Annotated in this window: 13 protein-coding genes and 1 riboswitch; of the genes, 9 read left to right on the forward strand and 4 right to left on the reverse strand. The window is 52.0% G+C overall.

The window, feature by feature from the left end; all coding sequences use genetic code 11:
- Positions 1-67: 67 nt before the first annotated feature.
- Positions 68-2,071 carry a penicillin-binding protein 2 gene (locus tag C4S74_RS06920; protein WP_103994609.1) on the forward strand — a complete coding sequence of 668 codons (2,004 nt, stop codon included), beginning with the start codon at positions 68-70 and terminating at the stop codon, positions 2,069-2,071.
- 96 nt (positions 2,072-2,167) lie between these two features.
- On the opposite strand, the gene corA is transcribed toward C4S74_RS06920, so the two are convergent.
- Complete coding sequence (gene corA / locus C4S74_RS06925; RefSeq protein WP_103994610.1) at positions 2,168-3,106, reverse strand: magnesium/cobalt transporter CorA; 939 nt, start codon at positions 3,104-3,106, stop codon at positions 2,168-2,170.
- A gap of 513 nt (positions 3,107-3,619) precedes the next feature.
- Positions 3,620-3,749: riboswitch (SAM riboswitch) on the forward strand.
- Positions 3,750-3,834: 85 nt separating this feature from the next.
- Here corA and metA point away from each other — a divergent pair.
- From metA to mqnC, 4 genes are all read left to right on the forward strand, one after another.
- Positions 3,835-4,779, forward strand: a complete 945-nt coding sequence (gene metA, locus C4S74_RS06930; RefSeq protein WP_103994611.1) for a homoserine O-succinyltransferase — start codon at positions 3,835-3,837, stop codon at positions 4,777-4,779.
- A gap of 38 nt (positions 4,780-4,817) precedes the next feature.
- Positions 4,818-5,987: an aminotransferase class I/II-fold pyridoxal phosphate-dependent enzyme gene (locus C4S74_RS06935; protein ID WP_103994612.1), complete on the forward strand. Its 1,170-nt coding sequence runs from the start codon at positions 4,818-4,820 to the stop codon at positions 5,985-5,987.
- On the forward strand, positions 5,984-7,141 hold the full coding sequence (locus C4S74_RS06940) for a PLP-dependent aspartate aminotransferase family protein (protein WP_103994613.1): 1,158 nt from the start codon (positions 5,984-5,986) through the stop codon (positions 7,139-7,141). The genes C4S74_RS06935 and C4S74_RS06940 overlap by 4 nt, the downstream gene beginning before the upstream one ends.
- A gap of 405 nt (positions 7,142-7,546) precedes the next feature.
- On the forward strand, positions 7,547-8,680 hold the full coding sequence (mqnC, locus tag C4S74_RS06945; RefSeq protein ID WP_103994614.1) for a cyclic dehypoxanthinyl futalosine synthase: 1,134 nt from the start codon (positions 7,547-7,549) through the stop codon (positions 8,678-8,680).
- A gap of 133 nt (positions 8,681-8,813) precedes the next feature.
- Here mqnC and C4S74_RS06950 read toward each other — a convergent pair whose 3' ends face one another.
- Complete coding sequence (locus C4S74_RS06950; protein WP_103994615.1) at positions 8,814-10,658, reverse strand: ATP-binding protein; 1,845 nt, start codon at positions 10,656-10,658, stop codon at positions 8,814-8,816.
- Positions 10,648-11,349: a response regulator transcription factor gene (locus tag C4S74_RS06955; protein WP_103994616.1), complete on the reverse strand. Its 702-nt coding sequence runs from the start codon at positions 11,347-11,349 to the stop codon at positions 10,648-10,650. The genes C4S74_RS06950 and C4S74_RS06955 overlap by 11 nt, the downstream gene beginning before the upstream one ends.
- A 348-nt stretch (positions 11,350-11,697) precedes the next feature.
- On the opposite strand from C4S74_RS06955, the gene ytxC reads away from it, so the two are divergent.
- From ytxC to C4S74_RS06975, 4 genes are all read left to right on the forward strand, one after another.
- Positions 11,698-12,672, forward strand: coding sequence for a putative sporulation protein YtxC (gene ytxC / locus C4S74_RS06960; protein WP_103994617.1), 975 nt, complete (start codon positions 11,698-11,700; stop codon positions 12,670-12,672).
- Positions 12,673-13,032: 360 nt separating this feature from the next.
- Positions 13,033-14,967 (forward strand): threonine--tRNA ligase, encoded by a 1,935-nt coding sequence (gene thrS / locus C4S74_RS06965; protein WP_103994618.1) that lies wholly within the window; start codon positions 13,033-13,035, stop codon positions 14,965-14,967.
- 246 nt (positions 14,968-15,213) lie between these two features.
- Positions 15,214-16,074, forward strand: coding sequence for a VOC family protein (locus tag C4S74_RS06970; RefSeq protein WP_103994619.1), 861 nt, complete (start codon positions 15,214-15,216; stop codon positions 16,072-16,074).
- 481 nt (positions 16,075-16,555) lie between these two features.
- A complete protein-coding gene (locus C4S74_RS06975; protein WP_103994620.1) occupies positions 16,556-18,301 on the forward strand; it encodes a methyl-accepting chemotaxis protein in 1,746 nt (581 codons plus the stop codon).
- A gap of 286 nt (positions 18,302-18,587) precedes the next feature.
- On the opposite strand, the gene C4S74_RS06980 is transcribed toward C4S74_RS06975, so the two are convergent.
- Positions 18,588-20,084, reverse strand: a complete 1,497-nt coding sequence (locus C4S74_RS06980; protein ID WP_103994621.1) for a mechanosensitive ion channel — start codon at positions 20,082-20,084, stop codon at positions 18,588-18,590.
- Positions 20,085-20,241 lie beyond the last annotated feature (157 nt).

The following is a 20,241-nucleotide window of genomic DNA, read 5'->3' on the forward strand; positions in this document are numbered from 1 at the left end:
GTTCAATTGTAAATAAAGGGTGGTTTTGCTACACTTGAACGTATAGATTGTGAGAGAGGGCTGGCTTATGAAATCGCCTTATACCGAGCAGGACCCCGCCAAAAGAGAAGCGGACAAACGCATTCATTTTACGCTCCGGATCAATATTTTTTTCTTCGCTACTTTCGCTCTGTTTTGTGTTCTTATCGTTAAACTGTCCTACCTTCAATTCGTTAAAGGCCCCGAACTCCAAATCGCAAAAACGAATGGGATGAATACCGATACCGCCATTCCCCCCATACGCGGCAATATTTTGAGTAGAGACGGCATACCGATTGCCACTTCCAATTCCACGGAATCGCTGTATTTCCGTGTTGAGGGCGGCACCAAAAATCAGGAGCCGATCATTGAGACAGCCAAAAAGCTCGAGAAGATTCTGGGTGAGCTTGGCGACAAGAATCTGCCGAAGATGACTATGGAAGATATTATGAAAGCCATGGATCTGGATTTCGACATCAATAAACAAAAGCTCAAGCCCAAAACGCCTTATAAAGAGCCCAGAAGAATAAAGGCCAATTTAAACAAGGAAGAGGTTGCTTATCTTCTTTCCCACAGGGACGAACTTCACGGAGTAGAGGTTGTGGAGGAGAGCATCCGTGTCTATGATCAGCGGAGGATCGCCGCCCAGCTTGTAGGCTACCTGAAAAAATACGACGATACCGCAAATCTTAATTTTTATAAGAGCCGGACGGATGACGGTTATCTGCTTCGGGAGACGGTAGGCTTTGACGGGCTGGAGATGATGTATCAGGACGAACTTCGCGGAAAGCCCGGCAAGAAAAGTTATCCTGTAAACGCAGCCGGTAAAATCGTCGGCAACGGGACGCTGGAAAAGCCCGAGAAAGGGAAGAATCTCCGGCTGACGATCGATACCAACGTGCAGCTTGCCGCCCAGCAGGCGATCATGGATCAGCTGAAATGGCTGCATAACCCTCCATCCGCTTATGCGAAGTTTGCCGCCCCATATGCCCGTTCCGGTTACGCGGTAGCGATGGAAGTCGAGACGGGCAAGGTTGTAGCGATGGCATCCATGCCGGACTATGATACGAATTTGTGGACGGGTGGAATGGATCCTAAAATATATCCGCAGGTTAAACAATTCGTTAACAACGGTACTATCCGCAACTCACCGCCGAACTTTCCGGACGATCAGCAGAAGCGCCACCCTTCTTCAATTCTTTATTTGGGGTCGACCATTAAGCCGCTCAGTATTTTGATAGGTTTAAAGGAAGGGTTAATCACCCCTGGAAGTTATTACAATGATAATGCTCCTTTTGTTTACGGGAAGGATAAAAGTACGGTTCGTAACTCGGATAATCATTATACGGGTATGATTTCCCCTACAAGAGCGATAGAAGTTTCATCGAACACATACATGTCTGCTAAAATTGGAATTCCGTTTTATAATAAATATCAGCGCAAATCGGGCGAAGCCTGGGAAAAGCAGGTGGCTGAATTTGGACTCGGGATAACAACAGGAAGCGGCCTTCCGTGGGAGTATGACGGTATGTCGGAAATCGATGCGGCCGCCAAAACGAGCAGTTATCAATCGGCGATGGTTTTTGCATCATGGGGTCAGAACGGGAAGTATACCACGCTTCAGCTTACCCAGTTTGCAGCTACTCTCGGAAGCCGCGGTAAGCGGATAAAACCGCAGTTCGTTGAAGAAATCCTGGACCCTGCCGACGGCAAGGCCGTCAAAGGTTATGAACCTGAGGTTCTGAATAAAGTCGATCTTCCCAAAGTTTATTGGGATACTGTCATTAACGGGATGAAAAGCGGAGCGGAAGGCATCGACAAGCTGCCGTTTCCCGTGGCGCGCAAAACCGGTACCTCGACGCAGCAGGTTTCGGGCGGAACGGTCGATAATGCGGTGCTCATTTCCTTCGCGCCCGTTCAAAATCCAAAACTGGCGGTAGCAGTTGTCATACCGGAAGGCGGCTACGGCCGTTACGGGGCCGCTCCCATTGCGGCCAAGATTTTTGAGGCTTACGACCAGCATATCGGCGGACTCAGCACTCCTAAAAAATAAAAAACGGCACAAAAATAGCATCGGCTTCCATTTCGTTCTTGTTCAAGAACAATGGAAGCCGATGCTTTGTTAGGTCAACGTCGTCATTCTGCATAGTCAAATCCACCCTTTTTTACGGAAGAGTAGGAACATACATAACCCGAGCACACCCATAAATCCGAAAATGAATAAATCCGCGTAAGGTACGGTCAGCAGACCGAGAATATCGTTAAAGTTCATTCCGAAAATACCGGTGATGAAGGTCAGAGGCATGAAAATCGTGGTCAATGCGGTAAAAATACGCATGATTTCGTTCGCACGGTTCGCTACGCTGGACTGGTAAGCTTCTCGTAAGTTGCCCATGAGATCGCGGAGCGTATCGAAGGTGTCGACGATTTTGACGGCATTTTCGTGAATGTCGCCGAAATACTTTTGCAGCTGGTTATCAATCAGCTTCAGCTCTTTGCGGTTAAGTGTCGCAACGACGTCACGCTGCGGCACAAGCATTTTTTTCAGCCACAAAATTTCCCCGCGGAGACCGATGATCTCGTTCAGATGGGATTTTTTCGTGTGCATCAGGATATCTTCTTCAAGCTTCTCGATTTTGTCCTCGATCCGGTCCCCGACAATGACATAGTTGTCAACGACAAGGTCAACCAGATGGTACAGGAAGCGGTCGGGGCTGTTAACTTCTTCATCCCAAAGAAAAGGTTTGATGGCACGAAGCTCCTGGATTTTCTGTCTCGTAACGGTAATGATGAAATGCCTGCCCAGAAAAATATTGAGCGCGCGAAGAAAGATTTCTTCATCATCAAACCGGATGCTGTTAATTACAATGAAATAGTGCGTGTCGTAAATTTCGATTTTGGGCCGCTGTTCTTCTTCGCTGAGACAATCCTCTACGGCCAGATCGTGAAGATGGAAGAGCGGCTGCAATTGCTCCAGATCGTCCACATCCGCATCGATCCAGTAAAAGCCGGATTCGGGTGGTGTCAGCGCTTCGTGAATATCTTCAACCAGCGTAAAAGCGCCCTTGTGTACCAGGCGTGTTTTCATCCGTTTCACCTCTTTATGCGAAACGGCGCACAGCACTCCGGTCCGTAGGGAAACTACGGACGCTGGAGTGCCGGCCCCGGTTCGCTGCTATTCGATTTTGATCGTACCGGGTAAAGCGTCTACTTCTCGGTCGGTCCCCGTCCATCCGTATGTTCCCCCCTTTATCATTCCGTGTCGAATACTTGTCTAGTATATACCTACATTTTCCACGATTCAAGCATCAAACTCTGGTACTTTTCTCCTGCTAAGCCCCGCGGGCCGGGGATTTTTTATCCTATGCGGAAGAAGGGTTTGAGGTGCGGGCGAATGACGGGAAAAACAGCCTGGAGGGTTCATCCGCGATGCGGACGGCGCCAGAGAGAACATGGTCTTGCGGCGCCATGAAGGCGCTGGGAGCCACGGACGTGCGAAAGACATAGGGTTTTCCCTTAGTGAATTTATTATGTGCAAATTTTCAAAAAGCTCTTGACATTTGCCCGGTAACCTTTAAGATAGGAGATAACTGAATAAACTTTCTTATCAAGAGTAGGTGGAGGGACTGGCCCGATGATACCCGGCAACCGACATTGTAACCCCCGAGGGGCAATGCACGGTGCTAATTCTTGCGGGAGCCGTATGAATAGCGGCTTCTGGGAGATGAGAGAGGAGCATGTTGCATAGGGATGAACAGGCCTTTCTCAACTTTTTGAGAGAGGCCTGTTTTAATTTCTTTCGAGGAGGAATGACCGATGCCGATTAAAATACCTGATAATCTTCCGGCTAAAGAAGTGCTGAACCAAGAAAATATTTTTGCGATGGATGAGACGGTTGCCTATCATCAAGATATCCGCCCGCTGCGGATTGCGATTCTGAATCTGATGCCGACGAAGGAAACGACGGAAACTCAGCTGCTGCGTCTTCTGTCCAATACGGCTCTTCAGGTCGAATTTGTCCTGCTGCATCCTAAAACCCATACTTCCAAAAACACTTCTCCCGAGCACCTGGAGATGTTTTATAAAACGTTTGAAGATATCAAAGACGAAAGATTCGACGGAATGATCATTACCGGAGCACCCGTTGAGCAAATGGAGTTTGAGGACGTTCATTACTGGGATGAGCTGAAGAACATCATGGACTGGAGCGTAGACAACGTAACCTCGACGCTTCATATATGCTGGGCCTCGCAGGCCGGACTTTATCATCATTTCGACGTGCCGAAGTACACGGTGGACAAAAAGGTGTTCGGTGTTTTCCCGCACACGATCTCGGAAGAGAACGTGAAGCTGCTCCGCGGGTTCGACGAATTTTTCTTCGTCCCCCAGTCGAGACATACGGAAGTGCGCCGCGAAGATATCGAAAAGGATGAGCGGCTCGTCATTTTGTCGGAATCGGACGAAGCCGGGATCTATATCGTAGCGACGAGAGACGGAAAGCAAATTTTCGTAACGGGACATTCCGAATACGATCCGCTGACATTGAAATGGGAATACGACCGTGACGTCAACAAGGGTATGGACGTGGAAATTCCGAAAAACTATTATCCGAGTGATGATCCGAGCAAGAAGCCGATGATCACGTGGAGAGCGCATGCGAATCTCCTTTTCTCCAACTGGCTGAACTATTACGTTTACCAGGAAACTCCGTATGATCTTAATGCGGGTCGTGAACTCAGCGCGCTTAGTGCCTGTCTATAGTATAGAACGAATGATACCTTAAAGGAGAGATTCCACGCATGAACATCGAAAGTCGATTGGCCCAAATCGGTTCGGTTTCCGAACCAACGACCGGAGCGGTCAGCTTCCCCGTATACCAGTCAACGGCGTTCCGCCATCCGCGTCTTGGAGAAAGCACCGGATTCGATTATGCCCGCACGAAAAGCCCGACCCGCAGTGTGCTGGAGGACGCGATTGCCGATCTGGAATCCGGAGATGCCGGCTTTGCCTGTTCCTCGGGTATGGCGGCGCTGCAGACCATTTTCACGCTGTTCAGCCAGGGGGATCATCTGATTGTATCTCTTGATCTTTACGGCGGTACATACCGTCTGCTGGAGCAGATCATGTCCCGCTTCGGCGTGAGCGCTTCCTATGTGGACACGAACGACGTCGAAGCGCTGGAAGAAGCTTACCGTCCGAACACGAAGGCGATTCTGATCGAAACGCCGACCAATCCGCTTATGATGGTGACGGACTTGAAGCTCGTCTGCGGCTGGGCCAAAAGCAAGGACATTCTCTCCATCGTGGACAACACGCTGCTCACTCCTTATCTCCAGCGTCCCATCGAGCTTGGCGCGGATATCATCATCCACAGCGCGAGCAAATATTTGGGCGGCCACAATGATGTGCTGGCCGGACTGATCGTGACCAAAGGACAGGAGCTTTCCGAGAAAATGGCGTTCCTGCACAATTCCATCGGCGCCGTGCTCGGTCCGCAGGACAGCTGGCTGCTCATGAGAGGAATGAAAACACTCGCTCTGCGTATGGAGCGGCACGAGCATAACGCGACGACGATCGCCCGTTATCTGCAGTGGCATCCGCTTGTAACCGATGTGTATTATCCGGCGCTCGAATCCCATCCGGGTTATGCGATCCAGAACAGGCAGTCGTCCGGAAACACGGGGATTTTCTCCTTTAAAGTAACGGATGCGCGTTTAGTGGAGCCGATTCTGAGGCACGTTAAGCTTATTGCGTTCGCGGAAAGCCTGGGCGGAGTGGAGTCGCTGATGACCTACCCGGCCGTTCAGACGCACGCCGATATTCCTCTGGAAATCCGGGAAAAAGTAGGCGTCGACGACCGGCTGCTGCGTTTTTCGGTCGGCATCGAGCATGTGGACGATCTTATTACCGACCTGGCGCAGGCACTGGAACAGGCACAGGCTGAGGTGGAAGGAGACAATCAGGCGTGAGTACCGACAAAAAGCTAGGCACGAAAATCATCCATTTCGGCGGAGAAATCGATAAAACGACGGGCGCTTCCAGCGTACCGATCTATCAGGCATCGACCTTTCACCATTTCTCGCTGGATAATCCTCCCGAATTCGATTATTCCCGTTCGGGAAATCCGACCCGTCAGGCACTGGAAGACTATATCGCTCTGCTGGAAGGCGGAGCGCGGGGATTCGCGTTCGCTTCGGGGATGGCGGCCATTTCATCGGCCTTCTTCCTGCTGTCGAGCGGCGATCATGTGATTTGTACGGAAGATGTGTACGGCGGAACATATCGGCTGCTGACCGCGATTCTGACGCGGATGAATATCGAGACGACGTTCGTCGATATGACGGATCCGGAGAGGGTCAAGGCGGCGCTGAAGCCGAACACGAAGGCCGTCTTCCTGGAGACGCCGTCCAATCCGACGCTCAAGATTACGGACGTCTCGGTCATCTGCGCGTGGGCGAAAGAAAACGGGCTGCTGACGATGCTCGACAATTCGTTCATGACGCCTTATCATCAGCGTCCGATCGAGCAGGGCGTCGATATCGTGCTGCACAGCGCCACAAAGTTCCTGAGCGGCCACAGCGACGTCCTGGCGGGCTTGGCGGTCGTGGCTAACGACAGCCTCGGCCGCCGCATGAAGCAGATCCAGAACGGCCTCGGCAACGTGCTCGGCCCGCAGGACAGCTGGCTGCTTATGCGCGGCATGAAGACGCTCAAAGTGCGCATGGAAGGCTCCGAGCAGAACGCGCGCCGTCTGGCCGAATGGCTGGACAGTCATCCGGCTGTCGAGGCCGTGTACTATCCGGGCCTGAAAGGCCATCCCGGCCGCGAGATTCACGAGAAGCAGTCGAGCGGCTACGGCGCCGTCGTCTCGTTCGACGTGAACGGGGGCGAGCGCGCCAGGAAACTGCTGAGCGAGGTCAAGATCCCGCTGGTCGCCGTTTCTCTGGGCGCGGTCGAGAGCATCTTGTCCTATCCGGCGATGATGTCCCATGCCGCGATGTCCCGCGAGGTGCGGCTGGAGCGGGGAATTACGGACGGGCTCGTGCGGTATTCCGTCGGTTTGGAAGACATCGACGATATTATAGCGGACCTGGACGCGGCTTTATCTCATCTGCAGGGATAAACGGCTGTCTGAGGGCCCGAGGGAAGCAAGTGAAAGAAGGCAGGTCAGTTCTCAACGGACGGACGCCTCTTCACTTGCTTTTTTATTTGAAAGGACGGAAGGGTTGGCGCATCAGAGAAAACTATAGGAACAGAAACCATCGCGGCCGCGTGTCCGTACAAGACGGTCAGGCAGCAGGAAGGCGTTGGCGGATGTCAGCGCAGGGGTCCTAATCAAACCGGAAATTTTACAGGAAGCAAGTCTGAAAGATAGCCGAAGGGCCTATTTTTCCCGTAGCCGGATTTGGGGCGTTATGTTACAATGGTGATAATGTTTTTTTGTACATGTAACTTTTTTCACATAGTATATCGTGAGCCGCGAATTCATACCTAAATTCGTGTGCGGAGTCAGAAAGGAGTGAATGCCATGAATCCGATCGACCGCATTTTGGATAAATCCCTTGCAGGCGGACGAATTGATCTGGAAGAGTGTGTCACACTGCTCGAATCCGACCAGATCGAGAAAATGGGTCATGTCGCTAACCAAATTATGCTGAGGCACCATCCTGAACCGATCACCACGTTTGTAGTGGGTCGCAACATCAACTACACGAACGTTTGTGACGTTTATTGCAGATTTTGTGCATTCTATAGAGCTCCCGGTTCTACGGAAGGATACGTACTTCGGAACGAGGATATTTTCCGCAAAATCCAGGAGACGCTCGATGTGGGCGGGACCGAAATTCTGATGCAGGGCGGCACGAACCCGGACCTGCCGTTCAGCTACTATACGGATCTGCTGCGCGAAATCAAGCAGCGCTTCGATATTACGATGCATTCTTTCTCTCCGGCTGAAATCTGGAAAATGAAAGATGTGTCGGACGGCCTTTCGCTTGAAGAAGTCATCCGTCAGCTTCGCGACGCGGGACTGGATTCTCTGCCCGGCGGAGGCGCGGAAATTTTGGATGACCGCATCCGGATGAAAATTTCCAAGAAAAAAGGCTCCTGGCGCGACTGGATGGATGCCATGGAAACGGCTCACCGTCTGGGCATGAATACATCGGCGACGATGGTTTACGGTTTCGGCGAGACGATGGAAGAGCGCGCGATGCACCTGCTCCGCGTAAGAGAAGCGCAGGACAAATGCATCCAGAACGGCTACGATTCGCTTGGCTTCCTGGCCTTCATTCTGTGGCCGGTACAGCCGGACAACACGAATCTGCGCGTAGAGAAAACGAAGCCGGAAGAATACCTGAAAATGCTGGCCATTTCCCGCATTATGCTCGACAACATTCCGAACTTCCAGTCTTCCTGGGTCACAATGGGCCCCGAAATCGGCCGCCAGTCGCTGCATTACGGCTGCAATGACTTCGGAAGCACCATGATTGAAGAGAATGTCGTTTCGGCTGCGGGCACTACACATAAAGTGAACATTTCCTCTACGCTGGAAATGATCCGTGCCGCAGGCAAGATTCCTGCCCAGCGCAATACGAAGTATGAGATCCTCCGCGTGTACGACGAGGATACGATTGTTGAAAAAGACTTCATTATGCAGAACTGATCGATTCGAACATAGAAGTTCCTTTATTCAAAAAAACAAAAAGAAACCCGGAAGCCGTTCAAAACGGTTTCCCGGGTTTCTTTGCTTTGTGTACAGCACCGCTGGGTATTCGTATGCCGCAACCGGAGCCGAATCAATAACGGCGAAGTTTCACATGGAACATAATCGAGCTGCCGCGGCTCTCCGCCCAAATGCGGCCGTCATGGGCTTCCACGATGCTGCGCGCGATTGCCAGACCGAGCCCGGAACCGCCCGTATCGGAAGAACGCGCGGTATCCATCCGGTAAAACCGGTCAAACAGGCGGTCCAGCTCCGCTGTTTCCGAAACATTACTTTCATTGATTACCGTCACTTCGACATCCTGGCCTTCCTCCCGGACGATTACCTCGATGGTGCCGGGTTTGGAGCTGTATTTAACCGCATTCGTAAGCAGGTTTTCGAAAACGCGGATCATCTGGTCGGGATCCATGGAGACGAACAGCCGCATAGGCGGCAGCACGAGGCGGAGGGAGAGGCCGTTCTGTTCCGCGATCGTAATATATTCTTCCGAGAGCTGATAGATCAGATCGTTTACGCAAACCGATTTTTTGGCAAGCGGCACGCCTTCGTTCGTCATCCGGCTGAATTCGAACAGATCGTCGATGAGAATTTTAAGTTTTTCCGCACGGCCGTAAGCGATTTGCATATAGTTTGATGCCTGCTCCTCGTCTTTGTAATCCTTGTCTTTCAGAAGCCGGAGATAGCCGATAATGAGCGTGAGCGGCGTGCGGAGGTCGTGAGAAACATTGGTGATCAATTCGTTCTTCAAACGCTGAGATTTGCGTTCTTCTTCCAGAGAATGCTGAAGATCGAAAGCCATGGAGTTCATGTGGCCTGCGAGCACGCCGAGTTCGTCACGGCTTCTTTCGGGAACCCGGTGGGCAAGATTGCCTTGGGACATTTGGACAAGGCCCTGTGCCATTTCTTCGATAATCTGCATTTTCCGCCGGGTAATCCAATAGAAGAGTCCCAGGAAGGTAGCGATTCCGGCGATCAGGGGAAGAGAGGTATCCTGCTCGTAATATGAGACTTGAGCTTCGGGAACCGCCTTGGCGACGAGATACGACTGAGTCCCGTTCAAGGTAAGCGGGTACATAAACGTGAATTCGGGGCTTTCGTGATTTTCCCGGTATGTTCCTTCCGTGTCCATGGCGCGGCCGATGAGCTGCGGGATATCGAACCGGCTTTCTCCGCTTCCTTTTGTTCTGTAGAGCACCTTACCGGATGAATCGATAATATATAGCGATTTTCTTCCGGGCCTGTCGGTTTCCTCGTCCAGAAGAGACTGAATATCCGCAGGATTTACCGGGAAAAAGGAGGGCGCCGGTTGAGCGGCGGGATTGCCCGCTGCCGGGACTTTTGTGCCGTCCGTTCCCGCGGCGCCCGAGCCGGCAGGATCCGGAGCCGCTTTGCCGTTCGTACCCGTTCCATCCGGGACGGCGGATTCCGGCGATGGAGACGGAACGGCCGATTTCGTCGCGGTGGAAGCGGAAGAGCTCTCCGAGCCCGCTTGCTGATGCGGTCCGGAGCCGATGCTGCCGTTACCGGCACTTCCGGTCTCCTTCGGGTCTTGAATCTCCTGATCGGAGTTCGGTAAGTCTTTCGGACCCGGTTCGTCTTTAACGGAGGGATATCTGTCGGCATCGCCGCCGTACTGTTGAATGCGTTCGAGACGTTCCACAAGACGGTAAACCTGATGTTCCGTAATTTCTTTATCCTGAATATAGGAGACGGTCGCCCCCGTGCGCCATGATTTGGTAAGCTCGGATACCAGGCTCCCGGCGGCAGTCGCAGCGCCTATGCACAGAGCGAACGCGAGAATAAGCTGCATTCGCAGGCTGCGCATCACATTCTGTTTGCACAAAATAACGGGACGCACGATGCCGCGCACCAGCAGACCCCACAGCTTTCCGAATCTCCTTTTTCGATTAGGTTTCAATTTTGTAGCCTACCCCCCAAACGGTTTTGATATATTTCGGCTGCCTCGGATTGCTCTCCACTTTTTCCCGGATTTTGCGGATGTGTACCATGACCGTGTTGTCCGATTCGAAGTACGGGGTATTCCAAACCGTTTCATAAATCCGCTCCGTACTGAAGACGATTCCGCGGTTGCGGCCAAGAAGCTCCAGAATGGAAAATTCCCGGGGAGTCAGCTTGACCGGCCGTCCCTCCACATGAACTTCATGCGTAGCCGTATCAATGACGAGATCGTCCAGCTCGATACGGTGTGTAAGCGTTTCGGATGGCATGGGGGCGTTTAATCTTTTATACCGGCGCAGTTGGGATTTCACCCGTGCCATCAGTTCGAGCGGATTAAACGGTTTCGTCAAATAATCGTCCGCTCCGGCGGTTAATCCGAGAATTTTGTCCATATCCTCGCTTTTTGCGGAGAGCATCAGGATAGGCATGTTTTTCTCCTTGCGGATTTCCAGACACGCCTGGACGCCGTCCATGCGGGGCATCATAATGTCGAGGATAATGAGATCGACCTCCCTGCTTTTCAGCACATCCAAGGCTTCCAGGCCGTCTCCGGCCGAAACCGTTTCATACCCCTCATTGGTTAAATAAATACGGATGAGCTCCACGATCTCTTTTTCATTATCCACGATCAGAATCGTTTCTTTTCCCATAACCATGCGCTCCTTTATATGCCGGAAAACGGATGCCGTGGCGTAACCGGCCTTGCGTTCCCTTATACTCCATTATGAAAACGGGCTATTGTGACGTTAGCACAGGAAGACGGGGTTGGCAATTCCGGTCGCAGAAGGAGCGGCACCTCCATCATCAAGCTTTTCATAGTGATTATTATAGAAGGTTGTTCTTAACAAAACCGCGCCGAATTTCTTAAGGAAAGTTTAAGATCGGCTTCAATTTCCTGAATTGCCCGGCCTTCGGACATGTCAAGAGTTGGTTGTATATCCGCCTCCGGCCGACCATATACTTTTAGAAGGAATTCAGCGTCAGGAAGGAGTGAGCCCATGTCTTTCGTACAGTTTGTATTCAACAATTCCGCCGTGTTTGATATTTCTGCGCTGCAAAGCCGGATCGAAAGCCGCCTAGCGCTTCTGAATCAGGAAGGAAACCCGGTGCCGGTCGTCCGCGACGATCTGGAACACTGCACGGTACTTCGGATAGGGAGAGCGGCCGGCGGCAAAAAGCAGCAGACGGGGCCCGATGCCGTTATAGAAGCCGCTGCCGAGGCTGCAGCCGAGCAGATCGTGGAGGGTGAAGAAGAGAGGCTGATCCGTAAGCTGCTGGTAAATACCTTCCATTATAAAGAGCCTGAAGAAGCGGCGAAAATCGGCCGTTACTGCCGCCAGTTCCTGAACGGGGAGGAAGAGGGCGAGGCTGCCGCCGGAGAATACGGCCTTGACGATTATCTGGACTGGGGACCTATCGACGGCATGAAGCTCCGGGCGGGCAAAATAAGCGAGCCGTTGAAAGCTCTGCTGCTGGAAGGGCAGCCCGTGAACCTGCCGGGCTTTATTGCGTTCCGGCTTCAGGAATATATGGAGGAGCTGAAAGAGGTCGTCGAATACGCCATTGACGAATACGTGATGGACCAGCAGTATCAGGAATTTATTTCTCTGCTCCAGTATTTCGTCTATATCCAGGAAACGAAGACGGCAGCAGCTCATTTGATACATAAGGAAGGCGCCGAATTTACGATTCTGGATGAGAATATGCAGCCGATCGACACCAGTAAGATGGAAGCGTCTTTTACTTTGGAAATGATCGAGAAAGATATCAGCTTTGAAGATATGATCGTCTCCACGCTTATTTCGGTATCTCCGGCGACGATTTATATTCACACGCGTGAGCCCGATCTGCCTGTTATCCGGACAATTATGCAGATTTTCGAGTCCCGTGCGACTATTTGCTCCTACTGCGCCGTATGCCGCACGAAGCTGGCGGGAAACTCGGACAGCGGGTCTCCGTCCCCCTTGACCTGATTCCGCGGCAGGCTTATAATTAGGAAATCAAAGGCTTTGACCGAAGACACGGACAGCTTGTAACACTGCTTCCAGAGAATGGGGCCCCGGCTGAAATCCCCTGCAGATGTACGGTATGTTTACCCCTTCGAGAGCCGCAAAGCGGAAACCGAGCAAGAGCGGACGCAGGACGTCCGTCGGAAGTAAGCCTAGCCGAATCATCCCCGTTACCGGATGCTGAATGAGGATTCGTCCGCTTAATCGTAAGCGATGAATCGAATGAGGGTGGAACCACGAGTCGAGCGCACTCGTCCCTTTCGGGATGTGTGTGCTTTTTTGCGCTCTTTTTTGAAATTTATAGAGCTGAGGAGCTGACGAATCATGATTAAATTAACTTTTCCGGACGGTTCCGTGAGAGAATATGCCCCGGGCACAACCGTCGAGCAGGTAGCGGAATCCATTTCCACCGGCCTCAAAAAGAACGCGGTGATCGGCGTCGTAAACGGCCGTCAGGTTGATCTGAACTCTCCGATCGAAGAAGATGCCGAGCTTAAAATCGTAACGCTGGACTCGGAAGAGGGAGTCGAAGTGCTGCGCCACAGCAGCGCCCACCTGATGGCCCAGGCGATCAAGCGCCTGTATGGCGATAAGGCCGTGAAGCTGGGAATCGGCCCCGTCATCGAAGACGGTTTCTACTACGACATCGATATCGAAAATCCGCTGACACCTGAAGATCTGACGAAGATCGAGAAGGAAATGGCGAAGATCGTTCAGGAAAACCTGCCGATCGTCCGCCGTGTCGTCAGCCGTGAAGAAGCGATCGCGATTTTCGAGGAGCTCGGCGATCCGCTGAAGCTGGAGCTGATCCGCGATCTGCCGGAAGACTCCGTGCTGACCATTTACGATCAGGGCGAGTTTTTCGACCTCTGCCGCGGTCCTCACTTGCCTTCCACGGGCAAAATAAAAGCCTTCAAGCTGCTGAGCGTTGCCGGCGCATACTGGCGCGGGGACTCCAAAAACAAAATGCTCCAGCGTATTTACGGCACTGCCTTCCCGAAGAAAGCGGAGCTGGACGAGCATCTGCATCTGCTTGAAGAAGCGAAGAAGCGCGACCACCGCAAGCTGGGCCGCGAGCTGAAAATGTTCACGTTCTCCAAGGAAGTCGGCCAGGGGCTGCCGATCTGGCTTCCTGCCGGCGCTAAAGTACGCCGCGTTATGGAACGCTATATCGTCGATCTGGAAGAGCGCCTGGGCTACCAGCACGTTTACACGCCGGTCCTGGCTAACGTGGAGCTGTACAAAACGAGCGGCCACTGGGATCACTACCACGAGGACATGTTCCCGAAAATGGTCATGGACAACGAGGAGCTCGTCCTCCGTCCGATGAACTGCCCGCATCACATGATGGTGTACAAGAGCGACATGCGCAGCTATCGCGAGCTGCCGGTCCGCATTGCGGAACTCGGCACCATGCACCGCTACGAGATGTCCGGCGCTCTGACCGGTCTGCACCGCGTACGCGCGATGACGCTGAACGACGCGCATATTTTCTGCCGTCCCGATCAGATCAAGGAAGAATTCGCCCGCGTCATCAACCTGATCCGCCACGTCTACGAGGATTTCGGCATCAAGGATTACCGTTTCCGTCTGTCCTACCGCGATCCGAAGGATACGGAGAAATATTTCCCGAACGACGAGATGTGGGAAATGTCCCAGCGCATGCTCCGCGAGGTTGTGGAAGAAATGAACCTGCCGTTCTACGAAGCGGAAGGGGAAGCGGCCTTCTACGGTCCGAAGCTGGACGTTCAGATCCGCACGGCGCTGAAGAAAGAAGAAACGCTCTCCACCGTACAGCTGGACTTCCTGCTGCCGGAGCGTTTCGAGCTTGAATATATCGGCGAAGACGGCCAGAAGCACCGCCCGGTCGTTATCCACCGCGGTATTATTTCCACGATGGAACGGATGACGGCGTTCCTGCTGGAAAACTACGCCGGAGCTCTGCCGACCTGGCTGATGCCGGTACAGGCCAAAGTCATTCCGGTATCGCCGTCTTACGAGGCTTATGCCAATGACGTGACAGAGAAGCTGCTTGCGGCCGGAATCCGCGCGGAAGCGGACAACCGCAACGAGAAGCTCGGCTACAAGATCCGCGAGGCGCAGCTGGAGAAGATGCCGTATATGCTCGTTGTAGGCGAGAACGAAATGAACTCCGGCACCTTGTCGGTCCGCAAGCGCGGCGAAGGCGACCTGGGCGTTCACAGCCTGGCGCACGTTGTGGGTCTCATCCAAGAGGATATCGCCAATAAGTCCAGATAAGCAGGCGGCATATACTGTGGAAGCGGCCGGCCGAACCGCCGGTTTTCTGAACACAGCATTTATAAAACCGTCAAAACAGGGGGAACCTCAGTAGAGGCTCTCCCTGTTTTTTTGTTATTGGACATTATCGAGTAATTAAATTATAATTACTTACAAAAAGTAACTAAATATATTCTGTCTCGTTCTAATCTATTTTGTCTCATTTACTTGTGTTTCCTAAATCTTTTTGAAAGAAGGATGACTCTTATGACGCCTGTTATCGACCCCCGAACTGAAATCGGATCTGTGCATATTAAGGTTGGCAGCCTTGACCGGTCTCTTCCGTTTTATCAGGACGTGATCGGACTCAAGCTGCTGACACGGAACGGAGCTTTCGCCGAACTGACGGCGGACGGCAAGAAGCCCCTTGTTATTCTGGAAGAGCTACCGGGTGCCGCTAAAGCACCAAAACGCGGGTATGCCGGTCTGTATCACTTCGCGATTCTTGTGCCCGGCCGCAAAGAGCTTGGATTCGCGCTGCGCAGCCTGATCCGCGGCGGTATCGAGGTCGGCCAGGGCGATCATCTCGTGAGCGAAGCGCTCTATCTGGACGATCCGGACGGCAACGGCATTGAAATTTATGCCGACCGTCCCCGCGAAACGTGGCGGAAGGATGCGAACGGCCACTACGTGATGGCGACCGACCCGGTGGACTGGGAAAGTCTGCTGGAGCTTGCCGGAGAGGAGCCGTGGAGCGGAATGGCTGCGGAAACGAAAATCGGTCACGTACATTTCCATGTGACGGATTTGCGGGCGGCGGAAGCCTTCTACTGCGGCCTGCTCGGGTTCGAGATCACGCTCCGTTTCGGTCCGGCGGCTCTTTTCGTGGCGGCCGGGGGCTATCACCACCACATCGGGCTGAACACGTGGGCAGGCGCAGGGGCGCCGCCCGCACCCGCCCATGCCGCCGGCATCCGCTGGTTTACCGTCGAGCTGCCCGATAACGAGGAGCTGGAGCGGATTCTGGCCCGCCTCCGGGAAGGAAACGTGAACGCCGCGGCCCGGGAAGACGGATGGCTTGTGACCGATCCTTCGGGAATCGGCGTGCTGCTGAGCGTGCGCGGTTAGCCCTGAACCCACCGGCCGCGCGCCTGGTTCTGTGTACGGGGGCGCAGCCGGCGGCAGATCCGGACTGAACCGTTCGGATAAGGTTAAAAATAAGGATAGCCACGGCTAATTGTTTAATTGAACAAAGGCTATGGCTGTCCTTTTTTAGTTGTATTTGAAGCCTCTGCCGAAGCAGCCCGCACCTATAACGAAATCAGGTGTGTTTTTTTGCTTTAAGGGACGGAAAGCGGCAGGGCAAGGCTGTAATGGCCGGGCAGTATAAGGGGAGGGTAGACCCGTTGTATCCCGATGGATGGTCCTGTTGCGAGTATTCCAATCCATATGAAGAAGTAAATAAGAAGTAAATAAGTAATCACAACCATAAATCCGGACACCCTATAAAGATGAAGATTGTCGAATAAAGGAATCTTATGTCAGGTTCGAGAATATACCCTTTGTTTGGTAAAATCATTACCCAGCATTAAGAGAGGGAGCCGAGATTATGGGGGAAGAAAAGAAAAAAACCGCTTTAACCTTTTTTTTGAAAAATTTGATATTTTCTATTTCGGGAATAGTGATAGCGTGTATGATCATGTCGGTGATTAGTTACGTTATTATGAGCCGTGCGCTTACTAGCAGTTTGGAGGAGCAGGCAAAAGGAGTCGCAACATTATGGAAGAACAGATTTGAAGTAGAAGACTTGAAAACAGGGAAGACAAGTCCTGCTTTAGATTCAGCCATTCAGAAAAAGCTTGTGTCCTTACTGGATGAATTGTCAGCTGGAAATGCTAATGTAGCGCAAGGGTTTATATTCGAGCCGGATATCGTGGAGGGTGCAAAAACGAGGGTCATTTCTAACCCTACTCACTTATTGGAAGCGGGGCTTAAACCCGGAGTATTATTTGATCAGCCGCCCGAGATGGTGAAGGCATTCCAAACCGTGAAGCAAACGAAATCACCGGTCATTCCGCCTATTTACAAGGATGATATCGGATCATGGCTTACTGTATTAGTTCCGGTCCTCGATGAACAGCAGCAGCTCGTCGCCGTCTTTGGGATTGACGTGAATGCATCCGTAATTTCAGAGCAGCAATACAAATTGATTTGGTCCTTAGTTATTGCTTCATTGTTATTTTTGGCTGTTGGGATTATCCTGCAGGTTTTCGGGCTGAAAAAGTTATTACATCCTATCAAAGAATTAATGAGCGGTGTTGAAAAGATCAGCAAAGGCGACCTTACACAGAAAGTGGTTGTCCACTCAAATGATGAGCTGGGGCAGCTATCCGAAAGTTTCAATGAGATGGCCCAATCGTTACACAGTATCTTGGAGCAGGTGCAAGTCACTGTCGAACATGTGGCCAGTTCCTCGGAACAATTATCAGTCAGCGCCGAAGAATCGACAAAATCGTCTGTGCAAACAGCCGCAGTCGTCCAAGAGCTGGCGACCGGAACGGAAATACAGGCGGGAAATATTGAACAAACGAATCGTGCTATAAATGATATATCGGCAAAAGTGGAACAAATCGAATCCAATTCCCGGGTGGTTATGGATAAGGTGTTTATTGCGACAAACCTTGCCACGGAAGGAAATCAAGCGATTGATGTGGTGATTAAACAGATGAATTCTATCAGTTTTACCGTGAACCAATCCGCTGAGTCCATGAAATACTTAGTAGATAATGCCCTTCACATAGGAAGAATTGTAGAAGTCATTAATACAATCGCTAATCAAACGAATATGCTCGCCTTAAATGCTTCCATAGAAGCAGCCCGCGCCGGAGAACATGGACGCGGATTTGCCGTGGTGGCAGGTGAAGTAAGAAAGTTAGCTGAACAGTCATCCAACTCGGCCCAGCAGATTACTTCCTATGTGGAGAGCATCCGGGAAGGAATTCAAAACGCTGTCCAGTCCATGGAACAGGGTACAAGAGAGGTTAATGAGGGACTCCATCTGGTGAACCAAGCGGGATCATCGTTTAATGAAATTCGCGGTGCGGTTGATGAAGTTTCGCTGAATATCCAAGTTGTTTCCGCTGCTCAAGAAGAAATGACAGCTCGTGTTTCCGAGGTTCTGTCATCGATGAATCAGATTTTGGAAGTCACCAATGAAGTGGTCGGCGGAACGCAGAATATTGCTGCCTCAACGGAGCAGCAGTTAGCTTCCATGGAAGAGATTACATCTTCCGCAAATGTACTTTCCAGCATGGCAGAAGAGCTCCAGGAGAAAATAACGCAGTTTAAGTTGTAGCGGGATGCTTGATAAGCTTTTTGGATTGACCGGATAAAAGGAGGCTGTCCCGAAAGTAGATGAATCTGCTCGAAGGATGGCCTCCTTGATTAATGTCTAACCCTGTCTACATTTCTCTTATGGGCCGGGAATCGTGATTATCCGGCGTGCAGCTCCCCGATTTATTTTTTGAAAATTTGCCCGTCAGCCGCCGCACACACATCGTCAGACACCGGGATGCCGTCCCGCAACCGCAAAAAAAGCACCTTCCGGAAACGATTCCGGAGGGTGCTTTTTGTCGTACGCCTTACATGGAAATGTTATCGTGGTCCTTGCTGTTCTGCTTCTTATCCCAGAAGCGCTTGACGGCCGGAATGCTGCCGATACCGACGGAGATGATAAAGGCGGCGCCGAGGGCGACCATGACGACCATGTAACCGGACGTGATAATGACCGAGCCCAGTCCGATTTCCGTCAGACCGATCACGACGGCCAGAACGATGATTACCGGCTGGACAAACCCTTTGAGCGGGTTGCCCGGACGAATCATGCGCTCCGCGAAGCCGGCCAGGATAATGCCGATCAGCACGATGATGACGATCAGAATAAATTTCGGCAGCATCACCATCAGAGCGGCGAATGTGGCGGAAATAAATTCAAGATCCAGCACGTTCGTGGATTCGACGAGGAAGAAGCCGAATACGAAGACGGCGATCAGAGTCGCGATCCATTTCGTGATAGGCAGAGCGGAAACGGATGCGGCGGGATTTACGCCGCCCGGTACGCCCATTCCGGCTCCGGCATCGGAAGCCTTGCGGCGGAACATCGGCATCAGGCTGTTCAGCTTGCTGTCGATATCCATCGGCGAAAGCAGCGTAATGATGAGATTGCGGACGATTTTGGCCAGAATGTAGCCGATGTAGAGCAGGAACGCCGCAATGAGAATTTTCGGAATCCAGGCCATAACGAGATTCAGAATGCCTTGAGCCGGAACCCGGATGGATTCGATTTGCAGCAGGTTAAGCGCTTGTACCGCAATCGGGAACAGAATCAGGAAATACACGATGCTGTAAACGAATTGGGACACGTTCATGCCGGCCCCGATCCAGCGCTGCAGGTTCAGCGAGGATGTGAGGGTAGAGGCAAGCTTGGCCACGAACTTGGCCACATAATGGCCGAGTACGACAAGCAGGATCGCACCCGCGAGCAGAGGCAGATAGCCGATGACCATATTGATGACCGCGCTGATCGGCACGGAAATGGCCGGAATCTGAAGCGAGGCCAGAATGCTAGGTGCGAAGAGCAGGATCACAATGGCGTAGGCGATGTTGCCGGCCACTTCACGGTAGTGCACCAGATTCGGCATTCTGCTTTTAATCGTGTGGGAGCCGAAGAATCCGGACACGACGCTTTTCAGCATGGAACCGAGAATATGAGCGACCGCCGCAAGCAGCGCCGCAGCCAGCAGATGCGGTATGTAAGAAGTGATAATAGCGATGAAACCAACGAACGGATTCAGCACATTCGTGAAATTAAGAAGTTCTAACACAACGAGCAGCGTGACAAGAATAATGAAATACTTGACTACCTTGGACACAATCCGGCTGACGGAGCTGTCCGGCGGGAAAAATTTTCTTCCGCGGGCATCCACGTTCGCTTTTAAAAGTCCTTTATAGACGGCTTTCGAAGCGGCGCCTGCTATCCATAAACCAATGATCAGAACAAGAAGGGCTCCTATGAGCCTCCAAATGGAATTTCCGTTCATCATGAGGAAGTTCCACTCGCCCCAATTTCTTACGTCCATTCGATCATCCGCCTTTCCTTGTATGTTTTTGATGAGAGTTCATATCCCACCCTATTTACCCGGCCTTCCGCAAGTTAAACACTGTAAATAACTAGGAATTAAAGTGTGCATAAAATCCGTATTCCAAGGAAAACCTTACTTTGCAAAGATTGGCGGA

The organism is Paenibacillus sp. UNC499MF, from assembly GCF_900107975.1.
Classification (GTDB): Bacteria; Bacillota; Bacilli; order Paenibacillales; family NBRC-103111; genus Paenibacillus_F.